Raw genomic sequence first — 14,224 nt, forward strand, 5'->3', positions numbered from 1 at the left:
TATGCACACAGAGACAACAAGATTAATAGAAATCGAGTGGAAAGGACCGTACTTATTGAGCGAAATAGCCCAGATCAAGGATTCAGAAATTGATTATGGCTTATATCAAATCTATGGTAGACATCCTGTTTATGGGAGTAATGTGCTGCTCTATATCGGCAAAGCAGATAGACAAACAATCGGGAAGAGAGTGTCCCAAGAGGCTTGGGATGATACGAATGATTCCAGCTCTATTAAAATCTATGTAGGTCGTCTAATTGGCTCGAATACACCTGAGGAAATCGTTTGGTCTGAAGAGATAGACTTGGCTGAACGTATGTTGATTAATGTTCATAAGCCTGCCTACAACTCAAAGAGCATTGCTAGATTGCCTGATGCTGAGTTGCAGAATGTTCATATTTTGAATTGGGGAGATCACTGTAGCTTGCTTCCTGAGGTTTCAGGATTCCGATGGACGTCGAAGTTGTATGATGTGGAGTATGATTACTACCGGTATAAATAGAGGTGAAAGTTATATGAGTATAAATGAGAAACTAGCAGATTTATATAGCAAGTGGACTACTTCTGATCATTTTGTATCAGGTGGCGTTGTGGATGAGGAGAAGTATCATTCTAGCAAGGTTAAAGTTCTTATGTTATTAAAAGAAGTAAATGACCCTTATCAGACCGAAAATTGGTCACTAGTTGATCTAATACAAGACCAAATACAGTTAAAAAGGAACTTCCCTGTGTGGAAAAGGGCTGGAGAATGGAATTATGGTTTGCAACATAACTGGCCATATTATGTCGAGGCTTCACAAAATTTTGCTGAAGGTTTAAGCTCTATAGCCACGACCAATCTCAAAAAATCGGGTGGCACTGGTGAAAGTAATATGGAAGACATAATGACACATGCGAAAGAGCAGCTAGATTTATGGACGCAAGAAATTGAGATTATGAAGCCTGATCTTGTTATTTGTGGTGGAACTTATTCGATTGTGGCTGAATTATTAGCTTTGCAAAACCAGGTATCTCCAGCCGGAACAAATTACGGTAAGGCGTTAAATACCACGTTCATTGACTTTTATCACCCTGCATATCGAATCAGCCCCAAAGTCTTATATGCGTATTTTAAAGAAACTATACATAGTATCGTATAAAGTCGCAAGAGTATTCATCTGAAAATAGATGGGTGCTCTTTTTTTTGCTGTCCCATGGACTAGAGCTAATAGTGAAATGGAAGCGCGAGAACCGTCCCCTTGCTCCCCCAAAAAGAGTTAGTTACTCTTGTCCCTTTTTCCCATCTTCCCTCTATAACTAGTGTGAAGGGAGGTGAAACACATGGCAACACAAGTTATCACAGGTACGTCATTACGTTTAATTTTTGAAGCGGGTGTCGATCAATTTGGTGAAATGAAGTACAAATCAAAGAACTATAACAACATCAAAACGAGTGCAACACCTGACGCGCTATTTGCAACAGCGAATGCTCTTTTAGGGCTTCAAAGTTTAAAGAATGCGGGAATTCGTCGATTTGACACGAACGACATTTTTTAATGAGTAGGTGAACTTAATAATCTAAGAAAGGAGGAGAGAGAATGGCTAAAACGTTGGAAATGAGCTTTAGTACGGTAGATGGTAAGACAGCCAAGATGTCAATTGATAACCCAATTGAGCCGGTTGATGTAGTTGCTTTGGCGGCTGCGATGGACGCGATTGTTGCTGCTAATGTGTTTATTACGTCTGGTGGCGACCTTGTTGGGAAGTTGGGTGCTCGAGTGATTGAGCGTAATGTAGAAGATGTTATTATAGGCTAATTAGCTGAAAGTCCCTTTCTATTTAAGAAAGGGACTTCACCTTTATTTTGTTAAGTGGAATAAGGAAGCGTAAGAACCGTCCCCATGCTCCCAAATAGCTATAAATTGGTCTTTGATTAAAAAGATAGTTATTTTGCTAAAAAACAGTTGTTCAGTCAAATTATTATTCCTATACTTTTAGTAACAAATACTTCTAGGGGAGTTGAAGTGATGAAAATTGAACAACTATGGGAAGAGGCAGTAAATTTAGCAGAAAAAAGTGAATCGATTACTACCTTAAAAGAAAAGGCCACCGCCAAGGTAGTAGAAGTGAATCCAAACTCAATAAAGCTAATGCTAACTAAAGGAAAGTCTATAGAACTTGAGAAGAAACATTTCGAAAAAGCTTTAGAAGTTCTGAATGAGAAAGGGAGGGTTAGACAACATTTTGTTAAAAATCCAAAGGTCGAGCGATACGTTCTTGGTCTAATGATGATGCTTCCCGCCTTTAGAAAAGAGGAGCAATTTGAAGCGGAAACCTGTGAGTATAAAAAATTTATTGTTTATAAATAAGAAGTGTAGGAAAAGGCTTTAAATTGGTCTTCTATTTCTAAGATCGAAGAGTAATTATAGGTGGAATAAAGTGGTAACGAAGTATACTTAAATTTAATTCGTCTAGGTCGAGTTGATATCGAAAACAAGATGAATTAGTTTAAGAGTGTCTTTAGGACTCTTTTTGTTATGCGTTGGTGTAAAGTCTGCATTAGTGTGATTGAAAAATATATATAAATACTAGATGCAACATCACCTTAGATATATTCGGGTATTGTTTGAGGTCCATTCCTGTAACTGAGAAATGGACCTTTACTCCTCCAGTGGGCCAACAGGCCTACAGGTACTTAGCTATTTCAATCAGATTGAAGCTCGAACCACACCTATGCTTCCTCTTTCGGATCATGTCCATAGTTATTGTATCCATGTTCACCTTCAATAATCATGAAGATCAACAAGATAATCGCCCCAATAATTGGGATGAAGCTTATGAAGAACCACCAGCCGCTTTTGCCTGTGTCATGCAGCCTTCGAACGGTAACTGCTATCGAAGGTAACAGGATGAATAGCGAATATAGTCCGGTAAATATCCCAGGTAACCCCATAATACCTTCAATCATGACGAGACCAAGCGAGATGAGGAAATTCATCAAGTAGAACATCCAATATTCCATTCGCCTTGCTCTTCCGTCAAAATTCACATAATTTTGTATAACCTTAACATACCATTGCATATTATCACCTCTAATACCTATTTCTATATACTTAATAACCCAAGTATGCAGATTGAAACATCACGAAGCGGGAAAAATAAAGTTTAAGACCAGAGCTTTGGCGTCCCGACTGTTAATAAAACAATAGTGCCAGTTAGAACGGCTAGTTGCGCTTTTGAATCTAACTTGTGGAAGATCTTAATAAACATGTAAGCACCTCACTTCTTAATAAAGTGGTGTTCTTCTATGTAGTACGTGTTAGGGATCGAAAAAGATTCACTAAATTCAAATTTGGGCGAATGCTTGGTAAGTAGGGGTTTCTTGAGAAAAAGAAGCACGAGAACCGTCCCAGCGCTCCGCAGAGGCAAACGGAAGCACGAGAACCGTCCCCCTGCTCCCGAGTATTTTTACGTTAAAGTGAGTAATACTAAGAAAAAATTAAGGGACGATGGTGTTTTGAGTACTTTTGAAAAAATGGATGCGTTGGCAAGGCAAAATACGGAGTTGGTTGAGAAGGTTATTGTTATTTGGAAAGATGAGGTTGTGTTTTCGTGGCGGTGGTGGTTTGGTGTTGCTATTTCTGTACTAGCATGGGTGAGTTGGTGGGTGGTACATAAGAAAGAAAGTAGGTATCGCCTGCTAACCGCTGGATTTTTCGTGATGTTAATTTCCTTAGTGCTTGATTCGATGGGAGTTCAGTTGGGCTTGTGGTCGTATCGATATGAGGTCACACCCTTTATGCCTGCTTATTTGCCATATGATTTGGCATTAATGCCTGTTACCATCATGATTCTTATTCAGGTTAAACCAAGAAGTTCTCCTGTGGTAAAAGGAATCATTTTTGCGGCTTTGTCTTCTGTTATCGGGGAACCGGGGATTGTTTGGCTTGATTTATATAAACCGATTCACTGGAAAATATATTATTCATTACCGATTTATTTTATCATCTATCTGATTGCCCATTGGTTAACGTCAAGGCAACAATATGAAAAGCTTTAAAGCTGATTTACTGTAGTTTACCCAACTTCCAGTAAGTTATAGCATAGTAAAAGGTGTTGGTGAGCATTCTATAATCGAGTCCTTTTAATCTAAGTGAGGAGGCTTATCAGATGACACAACAACCAGAACGTCAACTGTTATTACCAGAGGTAGCTGAATCTGTTCTTGGCACACAAAAAGCCGTGGATCTTGCGCAAACAGGAATGTTTGAGTTTGCGACTGAACATGCGATTGAAGAAATTCTTGAGCAAACACAGCCCATGAATTACAAACCAACGCAGAATAATCAAAGTATCCAACAACAAGAACAGCAGAAATTGCAAAAATTACAGCAAGATGTATCAAATGCATTTCAACAGCTTCAAATCGAAAGTAAGCAGCTTCTTCAAGCACAACAACAGGTTCAAACTGAGACTCAACATCTTCAACAAGCACAAAAACAACTGCGAAAAGAACAAACAGATGTTCAAATGGCGCAACAGAAATTTCAACAAGCCCAAGCTGCGGCACTCGCATTTCAGGATAGCCGTCAGCACTAACAATAGGTTAAAGAAGAGTCAACGTTTTGGCGTTGGCTCTTTTTTAGTGAAATGGACCTAGAATAAAGATGAAAGAGTTGGTAGATACTACCTCTATTAAAATAATGAGGTGGACGAGATGGTCTTACAAGGATTTAAGAAAATCATTTGGTTGTTAATAGGAAGTACGATTTTATCATCTATTTTTAGTATTGTGATGTTAATCTTGGGCTTGAAAACTCATAATGATGTAAAGAAAATCAAGGAAATGAATATTAACAGATATCAAATTTAGTAAATCTTACGTAAGAGTGGCATGTATATTGACACTCTTTTTTATGTGAATATACTTTTAAATATACAAAAAATACCATAAAATAGAACTGTAGAATTTATGGAGAGGCAGAGATGTTTTATGAGTTTTTTTAGAGATGTAAAGTGGTTTTTTGAGGACATGCATCAAGCTAATAAGGAACTTGTTTCTGATGTAAGGCAGGTAGGGAAGGAATTTAGAAATGATATGAAGGACTTAGTGAAAGAGCATAATCCAACGCTTGGGGATGCAGTTGAAAAAACTGATAGAATTGCTCAAGCGATTGGAAATGTAATCAAAGCAAAACCATTTCCAGGGCCAATGACAACAGTTCCTGATATGAGAAAGTTATTGAAGGATACACATTCATTAATCAATCCAGGAGAGTCTACATACAAAAGAGGAGACCATTTAAAGGTAACACGCTTGGGTCTTTACACCCATCAGGGTTTATATATTGGTAATGATGAGGTCATTCATTATCAAGATGGAGAAGTGAAAGTGGATTCACTAGACTCCTTTCAAAAAGTTGGTGAGGTATCTATTGTAAACAGTGTTACAATTTACCCTATTGAAACGATCATTAATAGAGCTTTTTCCAGGCTAGGAGAAAGTAATTATAACCTAGTCTTCAACAACTGTGAGCACTTTGTCAACTGGTGTAAGAGTGGAAGTAATACAACAGATAGTATATAAAATTACGAACTCGAAGCCTTTCAAGGAATAGGTTTATTAAATAGTTTGGTGAGCCGAAGTACGAAACTAAGGACTATAATATCCAAAAGAATGCTATACCAGAATGGCTTTTGTCTGGTAGAGCTTAATGTGGAAGTTAGGATAGGTAAATTGAGATCCATTCCCTAGATAAAGAAATGGACCTTTTTAAAATTGAGTGGGTAATATAAAAACTTATATTATGCCTTTAAGATGTATATAGCCCATACCTTTAATAAAGAATGGTAATAGAGGTGTATATATTTATGGGATATATCAAGGAATTAAGAAATCTTGTTGGTCCTATGCCGTTAATCTTAAATTCCGCCGGTGTACTTCTATTTAATGGTCAAAAGGTACTTCTTCTATATAGAAAGGATACAAACGACTGGGGAATACCTGGTTGATACATGGAGGTTGGAGAAACATTTGAAGATACGGCAGTGAGAGAGCTTCGGGAAGAGTTAGATATAACTGTTAAGAATTTGCGCTTTTTTGATATATTTTCAGGACCCGAATTTTTTCATACATACCCAAATGGTGATCAGGTATATAGTGTCATCGCGATGTTTACCGCGGACCACTATGAAGGTGAAATGAAAGTTGATCATCAAGAAATAGCCTCTTATCAATATTTTTGATTTAGAAGCTTTGCCTGATAAAATAACAAAAACATCGCGTGAAATATTGAAAGTGTACAGGAAATCGCAGTAAAAATTTATAAAGAAAACAAGGGTCAGCAAGCAGAAGCATTTCTGCTTGCTGACCCTTGTTGTGGTGGTGGTTCAAGCTTCTGTTGGTCGACTTCACTATAAATCACGATAAGGAAGCACGAGAACCGTCCCGTCGCTTCAAGATTCCCCAAATGGGTCCCGTTGCTTCACCCAAATGGAAGCACGAGAACCGTCCCGTCACTTCAAGATTCGCCAAATGGAAGCACGAGAATGAACTGAACCCAAAATGTTAGACACAAGCTATTAAGCAGCTTGCTGGGTATGAGTTCGATATTGAATCGGACTCATACCTTTTAATTTTTGCTTAATCCGTTTGTGATTATAATAGTAAATATATTTCTCTAATTCTAGTTTGAAATGATCCATACTCTCAAATTCTCTTAAATAAAGTAATTCGCTCTTTAATAATCCAAAAAAGTTCTCCATTACTGCATTATCTAAACAATTGCCCTTGCGAGACATACTTTGGGTAATTCCATTCTTCTGTAAGGTGTGTCGAAACTTCTTCATCTGATAATGCCAGCCTTGATCAGAGTGAAGGATAGGGCAATCATGGTCGTCTAATTGTTGTATGGCCGTATCTAACATTTTAGATACAAGTGTGTATACTGGACGTTTCTCTAGGTTATAAGCAATAATTTCACCGTTGTAAAGGTCCAGAATAGGTGAAAGATAAAGTTTCTCGCCAAACAAATGGAATTCTGTCACATCTGTAACCCACTTCTCATTTGGCTTCGTAGCTTGGAAATCTCGCTCTAGTATATTCGGTGCGACTTCACCCACTTTTCCACGATATGAACGGTATTTTTTCATGCGAACTAAGCATTTTAAACCCATCTCATTCATTAAGCGAAGGACTGTTTTGTGATTAATTACATGACCCCGATTACGTAATTCCAGTGTGATACGTCGATAGCCATATCGACCTTGATGTTCGTCAAAGATCTGTTGGATAACCTCTTTCATTTCACTATATTTATCTGGTTTATCCATTTGTTTTACCCAATAATAATACGTGCTACGTGGCATTTCAGCGAACTTTATCAAGTCAATCACCTTAAATTCACGCCTTAATTCATAAATCACCTGTGCCTTTTCTTTTTCTGTGAGTTCTTTTCCTGAATTAAGGCTTGTAGCTTTTTTAAATATGCATTCTCCATACGAAGTTGTTCAATTTCAGCACGTAGTGCTTCTTCAGTTCCTTCTACTGGTTGATTATTCTTAGGTTGCTTTTTCATGGGTGAAGGACGCTCCTTTTTCTTCTTTTTAAGAGCGTCAATTCCCTGTGTTTCAAGTAGATTCTTCCACTTATACACTATGGCAGATGAAGAAACATTAAATACTGCAGTAACTTCTTCGATGGACGCTCCCATCTCGTTCAGATAATTAAGTACGTCCATTTTAAACTCAAATGAGTATTTTGTATAGGTTTCCTCTAAGCCAGATATACCATGATTTTGAAATTTCGCTACCCATCTGTGTAACATCGTTTTATTAACATTGTACTTTTGGGCTGTCTGCCTAATAGACTCTCCGCCTTCAAGATATTCATTTACTGCAGCTATCTTTATTTCTAAAGGGTATTTCTTCTTCATGTAAAAGTGCACCTCCAATTGTTAGTTGTTGTGTCTAACAATTGGGGTGCACATCAGAACCGTCCCCCTGCTTCCCGCCACTGCTTCGGAATTACATTTTTTGAAAATTTTTTACATTAATTCACAGAAAAGTAGGGAAATATGTCCAGCAATGTATTATTATAGTAGGGTATTTAGTTTTATATTTTTAAGGGGGAGTATGTTTGAAAAGAATGGTATCTATTCTTTTAGCTGTTCTTTTGCTTTTTCCGAATCTCTCTTATGGGATGGGTAGTGGGTCATCCTTAAGTGTAGAGGTGAAAAGTGAGTCAGAAGTAGTTGTCGATTCTGAAGAAGCCATTGAAGTAGCTGGTAATTCAGAGAAGACAGAGCAGGAAGAGTCAACGAAGGAGTCAGTATCAAAACCTACTGTAGAGGTAGAGGAAACTGACGAAGTTCCTGCTGAGGCACCAGAACAAAAACAGGATGTAGAGGGAAGTGACTCTACGAAAGCTACGAATGAAGAGCAAGAAGAAGTAGCACCTGTTAAGGAATCTGAAGAGACTGTTGAGGAGGACGCAGTAGCTTCAACGAGTGAGATTCCTGAGTTAACGGCGGTTGATGTAGTAACAGAAACAGCTAGTCCAGGAGAAAGTGTTAGGGTGAATTTTTCTTTTACGAATCCTGAGTTTATTAGTTTAGGAGAAGTAGGATTTGTGAGTCCTTCCGGAATTTATGATTGGGCTGAGTTGTATTATGACGAAACAACAGGTCAATTTGCTACTGATTTTTATGTGTCTGGGAGTATGGAACCTGGAGTGTGGACAATAGGGGAAATATGGGTAACATCTGACTATGATCAATGGCATGAAATCACAAGTGAACTTACATCTAGTGTTAGTTTTACAATAGTAAATGATAATCCCGATTATACTGCACCAGTTTTAGAAACGATTGAAGTAGTCACACCAGAGGTAGCTGTTGGTGAGGAAGTGGTTATTGCTGCTCAAGTTTCTGATGATTCTTCAGGTGTTAGTTATGTGGAAGCTGAGTTTTACAATGAAAATGGAGATAGTAGATATATTGACTTCCAATATGATAGTGCAACAGATCAATGGATTGGTAGTTATGTAGTCGAAAGTAATCACCCTCCTGGCACATGGACTTTAGGGTATGTGTGGATCTCAGATCATGCAGGGAACCCTAATTGGTATGACGAATATGAATTCCCGAATGTTTCATATATAGTTGTTAATCCAGATGGGGATTTTACCGCACCAGTCTTAGGAAACATTGAAGTTGTTACACCAGAGGTTGCTGTTGGAGAAGAGGTCATCATCACAGCAGATGTATCTGATGATCTTTCAGGTGTTTCATACGTAGAAGCTGAGTTTACGAATGAAAATGGAGACTACAGATTTATAGACTTCCAATATGATAGTGAAAAAAATAAATGGGTTGGAAGTTATGTAGTAGAAAGTAATCATCAACCTGGTACATGGACTTTATCATATGTGTGGATCTCGGATGAAGCAGGGAACACCAATTGGTATTACGAATCTGACTTACCAAGTGCTTCGTATTCGGTTGTCAATCCAGATGGTGATTTTACCGCACCAGTTTTAGAAAATATTCAAGTGGTTACACGAGAGGTAACAGTTGGACAAGAAGTCATCATTAAAGCAGAAGCATCTGATGATCTTTCTGGTGTTTATCATGTAGAAGCAGAATTTAGTGATGTGAACGGAAATTATAAATGGATTAATTTCAACTATGATTCAGAAACCAATTCATGGATTGGAAGCTATGTGGTTGAAAGTAATCATCAACCAGGAACATGGTCATTATCTTATGTTTCTTTATCTGATGAAGCAGGGAACTACTATTCATATAGTAGAGATGAATTACCGAGTATATCTTATGTGGTAAGCAATCCGGACGGCGATTTTACTCCACCGGTTCTAGAAAATGTCGAAGTAGTGACACCTGAGGTCACAGTAGGTGAAGAAGTTATTATCACTGCACAAGTTTCTGATAATCTGTCTGGAGCTTCATATTTACAGGCAGAGTTTAGTAATGGCTCAGGAAATAGTAAGTGGGTAGATTTCCAATATGATAGTGAAACAAATCAATGGGTTGGAAGCTATGTGGTTGGAGCTAATCATCTTCCAGGAACTTGGACGCTAACATACGTGGCTTTAACTGATGAAGCAGGTAACCACATCTCGTATAGTGGTGAAGAATTACCAGTAATCTCTTACGAAGTGGTTAATCCGGATGGCGACTTTAACGGACCAGTTTTAGAGAATATTGAACTAACTACACCAGAAGCGGCAGTCGGAGAAAAAGTGGTATTTACAGCACAAGTGTCTGACGATTCTTCCGGAGTTTCTGAAGTGATTGCTGAAATTAATCATGAAAACGGTGAGTATAATACGATCTCGTTTGAGTATGATGCTTCTGCAGATCAATGGGTAGGAAGCTATGTGGTTGAGAAAAATCACCGCCCAGGCACATGGACTTTATCATATCTATGGTTATATGATGTTGCGGGTAATTATCAATCATACTCACAAGAAGAATTACCAAGCCTTTCATATACAGTTGTAAATCCGGATGGCGATTTTACAGCACCAGTTTTAGACCATATTGAAGTGGTCACATCAGAAGTAGCTGTAGGTGAGGAAGTAATCATTACAGCACAAGCAACTGATGAGCAATCGGGTGTATCCTACCTTGAAGCCGAGTTTTATCATGAAAACGGTGACTATAACTGGATTAGTTTCGATTATGATTCTGAATCGAATGTATGGGTAGGAAGCTATGTGGTTGAAGCAAATCATCGCCCAGGCACGTGGACTTTATCGTATGTCTCAGTGTCTGATGAAGCAGGTAATTACAGTTGGTATGACCAAGAAGAATTACCAAGCCTTTCATACACAGTTGTAAACCCTGATGGCGATTTTACCGCACCAGTTTTAGAAAATATTGAAGTGGTCACATCAGAAGTGGCTGTAGGTGAGGAAGTCATCATTACAGCACAAGCAACTGATGAGCAATCAGGTGTCTCTTATCTTGAGGCAGAATTTTATAATGAAAATGATGATTATCAAACGGTTTGGTTTGAATATGATAGTGAAACAAACCAATGGGTTGGAAGTTATATCGTTGAGAGTAACCATCGCCCAGGTACGTGGACACTTTCGTATGTATGGGTAACTGATCATGCAGGAAATACAGTTTGGTATGGTCAAGAAGAATTACCGAGCGTTTCATATACTGTCGTAAATCCAGATGGTGACTTTACAGAGCCTGTCATCGAAAGTGTGAACATTATCACTCCAGAGGTGTCTGTTGGTGAAGAAATCATCATCGAAGCCAAAGTAACAGATACTCAATCTGCGGTTACGTTTGTTGTTGCAGGATTTGCTATTGAGTATAATGGTGACTATTTCTGGAACTATATTGAGTTTGAATATGATGAATCCAGAGATGTATGGGTTGGAACCCATATAGTAAGAGAAAATGACGTACATGGAACTTGGTTACTTGAGTCTATTCATGCTGAAGATGCAGCAGGTAATTATAGCTTCCAATATGTTGCTGATCCATCAGCGACTGTTATTGTCAATAATCCAGATGGAGACTTCCTTTCACCAACACTTGAACATATTGGAGTAAATGTGACTGAAGCTGTGGTCGGTGATGTGGTTACCATTTCAGCTGATGTAACTGATAAAACAGGTGTAGAGATGGTTGAAGTAACATTCCGTGGTCAAAATTCGGATGATTATAAGTACTATTATTTACAGTACAATGATACGACAGGTAAGTGGGAATATTCGTATACAGTTGGTGAGTTTGATCGTCAAGAAGAATGGATCTTAACCGATGTATGGTTAGCAGACGTACTTGGTAACACAGGATACTTATACGAAGAGCAATTACCGAATGTTTCTTATTCAGTTGTTAATACGAATGAAGACACGATCGCAGCCACAATTGAAAGCTTTGTGATTAAAACACCGAATGTTCAAGTAGGTGATGAGGTCGTGATTGAAGCAGTAGTGGTTGATGATAAATCAGGTGTTCAAGAAGTATTTGCAGGGTTTATGAACTTAAATGAAGCAGGAGATATGATTGATTATCGTACCATTCCATTTGTTTACGATGAGTCAACTGGTATATGGAAAGGAAGCTATACAGTACTTCCGATTCATTACAATGGAACATATACACTAGATCACATTGGATTCGTCGATTATGCAGGTAATTGGAAATACATGATGGGTGATGAAGTGGCAAAAACATTTGGTGGTGTGACGTATGTTGTAGACAATCCAAATGTGGTAGATCCAACTGTAACAAGTGCAGAAGTGACTCCAAATAGCGCAACCTATGGTGAAGAGGTTACGGTCAAGCTAGGTGTTGAAAATGGCGCTGGACTTGATCGCATTGGGGCAGTATTCACTCATTCAACGTCCGACGAGTTTTTTGAGGTTGTTTTAGAGTTTGATGAAGCACTAGGAATGTTTGTTGGAACAGACCATGTTCCGAATTATCTTCCAAAAGGAACTTGGAATCTACACTTTGTGTATGTGTTTAACCATGATTTCTTTAGAGAATTAATCATAACAGATGGTGTTTCTGCTAGCTTTACGTTAGAAGCTAAGGGTGATGTGATTACAAGTCCTTACTTTGACGAAGCAGCATATTATGAGTCAGTAGGAAGCTACTATAATGCAGTATACTATGCAGGAAAAGCATTAGAAGCAGGCGATACTCGTGCAGAGGAATTAATGCTAAGAGTGGCTGAACTTTTATTCGCTGAAGCTGAGAAAACAAATGATCTAAATGCGTTTGAATTACTAGTGAGCACCTATGGTGTACCAATTGATATTCAAGAAGCTGCAGCAGGGAAGTTAAACCCTATTACTTCAGCTAGCTATGATGAAGCGGTATGGTATGAGTCAGCAGGAAGCTACTATAATGCAGTATACTATGCAGGAAAAGCATTAGAAGATGGAGATACTCGTGCAGAGGAGTTAATGGCAAGAGTAGCTGAGCTTTTATTCAATGAAGCAGAGATCAAAGATGATTTCAATGCGTTTGAATTACTAGCAACGACTTATGGTGTACCTGCAGATATTCAACAAGCAGCGGCAAATAAGTTAAATCCTATTACTTCAGCTAGCTATGATGAAGCAGTATGGTATGAGTCAGTAGGAAGCTACTATAATGCAGTTTATTTTGCAGGAAAAGCATTAGAAGATGGCGATACTCGTGCAACAGAATTAATGGCAAGAGTGGCTCAACTTTTATTCGCTGAAGCAGAAAAAACAAACGATTTAAATGCGTTTGAATTACTAGTGAACACGTACGGTGTGCCTATTGATATTCAAGAAGCAGCAGCTGGTAAGCTAGGAATTGGAGTTGTAGCGTCTCCAAACTATGATGAAGCAGCATGGTATGAATCAGTAGGAAGCTATTATAACGCAGTCTATTTTGCTGGAAAAGCAATAGAAGATGGCGATACTCGTGCAACAGATTTAATGGCAAGAGTAGCAAAGCTTTTATACGCTGAAGCGGAAGTAAAGAGCGATCAAAATGCGTTTGAATTATTAGCATCAACTAACGGTGTGCCAGCAGACATTCAACAAGCGGCACAAGCCCAGTTAGGAATTGGAGTTGTCACTTCTCCAAGCTATGGTGAAGCAGTATGGTATGAGTCAGAAGGAAGTTACTATAATGCCGTCTATTTTGCTGGACAAGCATTAAAAGATGGCGATACTCGCGCAACGATATTAATGGCAAGAGTCGCTGAACTTTTATTTGCAGAAGCAGAACTGAAGAATGACTTAAATGCGTTTGAGTTATTGGCAAACACTTACGGTGTACCCTCTGAGATTCAACAAGCAGCAGCAAGTAAGTTAGGAGCTGGAGATATCACTTCACCAAGCTTTGCTGAAGCAGTATGGTATGAGTCAGTAGGAAACTACTATAATGCCGTATACTTTGCGGGTAAGGCAATTGAAGAGGGAGATAGCCAAGCTCAAGAATTAATGAACAGAGTAGCTGAAGCACTTTATCAAGAGGCTAATGAAAACTATGCAAATGGTAACATTACTGAAGCCGAAAATGCATATGCGTTATTATTAGCAACAACAGGAGTACCTACGGCTATTAAAGAAGCGATTAATAATAAGTAAACCAAAAGGAAGAGTTGCTGACATGGTCAGTGACTCTTTCGTTTTTACAAGGTAAGAAAGTATATAAATTTTAACGTAGTTTTAGTGTCTAGCTCCAGGCGCCATCGACTCGGGGTCATAAGC

General features: G+C 38.5%; 14 protein-coding genes. 12 read left to right on the top strand and 2 right to left on the bottom strand.

The window, feature by feature from the left end; genetic code table 11:
- The first annotated feature begins 1 nt into the window (after position 1).
- The 5 genes from BK579_RS03390 (at position 2) to BK579_RS03410 (ending at position 2,348) form a co-directional block, all read left to right on the top strand.
- On the top strand, positions 2-502 hold the full coding sequence (locus tag BK579_RS03390) for a hypothetical protein (RefSeq protein ID WP_078543530.1): 501 nt from the start codon (positions 2-4) through the stop codon (positions 500-502).
- A 13-nt stretch (positions 503-515) separates the two neighbouring features.
- Positions 516-1,139 (top strand): hypothetical protein, encoded by a 624-nt coding sequence (locus tag BK579_RS03395; RefSeq protein ID WP_078543531.1) that lies wholly within the window; start codon positions 516-518, stop codon positions 1,137-1,139.
- Positions 1,140-1,320: 181 nt separating this feature from the next.
- Entirely contained in the window at positions 1,321-1,536 is a 216-nt protein-coding gene (locus BK579_RS03400) for a DUF1659 domain-containing protein (RefSeq protein ID WP_078543532.1), read from the top strand.
- A gap of 41 nt (positions 1,537-1,577) precedes the next feature.
- Positions 1,578-1,796, top strand: a complete 219-nt coding sequence (locus tag BK579_RS03405; protein ID WP_078543533.1) for a DUF2922 domain-containing protein — start codon at positions 1,578-1,580, stop codon at positions 1,794-1,796.
- A gap of 210 nt (positions 1,797-2,006) precedes the next feature.
- The gene (locus tag BK579_RS03410; RefSeq protein WP_078543534.1) at positions 2,007-2,348 is read left to right on the top strand and encodes a hypothetical protein; all 342 of its coding nucleotides are present in this window, start codon (positions 2,007-2,009) and stop codon (positions 2,346-2,348) included.
- A gap of 362 nt (positions 2,349-2,710) precedes the next feature.
- On the opposite strand, the gene BK579_RS03415 is transcribed toward BK579_RS03410, so the two are convergent.
- Entirely contained in the window at positions 2,711-3,061 is a 351-nt protein-coding gene (locus BK579_RS03415) for a DUF805 domain-containing protein (protein ID WP_078543535.1), read from the bottom strand.
- Positions 3,062-3,496: 435 nt separating this feature from the next.
- On the opposite strand from BK579_RS03415, the gene BK579_RS03420 reads away from it, so the two are divergent.
- The 6 genes from BK579_RS03420 (at position 3,497) to BK579_RS03435 (ending at position 6,225) form a co-directional block, all read left to right on the top strand.
- Positions 3,497-4,039, top strand: a complete 543-nt coding sequence (locus BK579_RS03420) for a CBO0543 family protein (protein ID WP_078543536.1) — start codon at positions 3,497-3,499, stop codon at positions 4,037-4,039.
- Between the two features lie 110 nt (positions 4,040-4,149).
- The gene (locus BK579_RS03425; RefSeq protein ID WP_078543537.1) at positions 4,150-4,578 is read left to right on the top strand and encodes a hypothetical protein; all 429 of its coding nucleotides are present in this window, start codon (positions 4,150-4,152) and stop codon (positions 4,576-4,578) included.
- 118 nt (positions 4,579-4,696) lie between these two features.
- The gene (locus tag BK579_RS25410) at positions 4,697-4,852 is read left to right on the top strand and encodes a hypothetical protein (protein WP_169891048.1); all 156 of its coding nucleotides are present in this window, start codon (positions 4,697-4,699) and stop codon (positions 4,850-4,852) included.
- A gap of 120 nt (positions 4,853-4,972) precedes the next feature.
- Complete coding sequence (locus tag BK579_RS03430; protein WP_078543538.1) at positions 4,973-5,566, top strand: lecithin retinol acyltransferase family protein; 594 nt, start codon at positions 4,973-4,975, stop codon at positions 5,564-5,566.
- A gap of 284 nt (positions 5,567-5,850) precedes the next feature.
- A complete protein-coding gene (locus BK579_RS25415; RefSeq protein WP_169891049.1) occupies positions 5,851-5,991 on the top strand; it encodes an NUDIX hydrolase in 141 nt (46 codons plus the stop codon).
- A 3-nt stretch (positions 5,992-5,994) separates the two neighbouring features.
- Positions 5,995-6,225, top strand: a complete 231-nt coding sequence (locus BK579_RS03435) for an NUDIX domain-containing protein (RefSeq protein ID WP_078543539.1) — start codon at positions 5,995-5,997, stop codon at positions 6,223-6,225.
- A 336-nt stretch (positions 6,226-6,561) separates the two neighbouring features.
- Here the strand turns inward: BK579_RS03435 and BK579_RS03440 are convergent.
- Positions 6,562-7,913 (bottom strand): IS3 family transposase gene (locus BK579_RS03440; RefSeq protein ID WP_139365034.1). Its coding sequence is split into 2 segments (ribosomal slippage): positions 6,562-7,454 and positions 7,454-7,913, totalling 1,353 coding nucleotides; the frame shifts between segments, so codons are not numbered across the junction.
- Between the two features lie 203 nt (positions 7,914-8,116).
- Between BK579_RS03440 and BK579_RS03445 the strand changes: the two genes are divergently transcribed.
- A complete protein-coding gene (locus BK579_RS03445; protein WP_078543540.1) occupies positions 8,117-14,101 on the top strand; it encodes an Ig-like domain repeat protein in 5,985 nt (1,994 codons plus the stop codon).
- Positions 14,102-14,224 lie beyond the last annotated feature (123 nt).

This window comes from Litchfieldia alkalitelluris, from assembly GCF_002019645.1.
Lineage (GTDB): Bacteria > Bacillota > Bacilli > Bacillales > Bacillaceae_L > Litchfieldia > Litchfieldia alkalitelluris.

Bases quoted from the DNA above. Each gene is read 5' to 3' on its own strand.
- BK579_RS03390 (WP_078543530.1), top strand. From the start codon at position 2: ATGCACACAGAGACAACAAGATTAATAGAAATCGAGTGGAAAGGACCG.
- BK579_RS03395 (WP_078543531.1), top strand. From the start codon at position 516: ATGAGTATAAATGAGAAACTAGCAGATTTATATAGCAAGTGGACTACT.
- BK579_RS03400 (WP_078543532.1), top strand. From the start codon at position 1,321: ATGGCAACACAAGTTATCACAGGTACGTCATTACGTTTAATTTTTGAA.
- BK579_RS03405 (WP_078543533.1), top strand. From the start codon at position 1,578: ATGGCTAAAACGTTGGAAATGAGCTTTAGTACGGTAGATGGTAAGACA.
- BK579_RS03410 (WP_078543534.1), top strand. From the start codon at position 2,007: ATGAAAATTGAACAACTATGGGAAGAGGCAGTAAATTTAGCAGAAAAA.
- BK579_RS03415 (WP_078543535.1), bottom strand. From the start codon at position 3,061: ATGCAATGGTATGTTAAGGTTATACAAAATTATGTGAATTTTGACGGA.
- BK579_RS03425 (WP_078543537.1), top strand. From the start codon at position 4,150: ATGACACAACAACCAGAACGTCAACTGTTATTACCAGAGGTAGCTGAA.
- BK579_RS25410 (WP_169891048.1), top strand. From the start codon at position 4,697: ATGGTCTTACAAGGATTTAAGAAAATCATTTGGTTGTTAATAGGAAGT.
- BK579_RS03430 (WP_078543538.1), top strand. From the start codon at position 4,973: ATGAGTTTTTTTAGAGATGTAAAGTGGTTTTTTGAGGACATGCATCAA.
- BK579_RS25415 (WP_169891049.1), top strand. From the start codon at position 5,851: ATGGGATATATCAAGGAATTAAGAAATCTTGTTGGTCCTATGCCGTTA.
- BK579_RS03435 (WP_078543539.1), top strand. From the start codon at position 5,995: ATGGAGGTTGGAGAAACATTTGAAGATACGGCAGTGAGAGAGCTTCGG.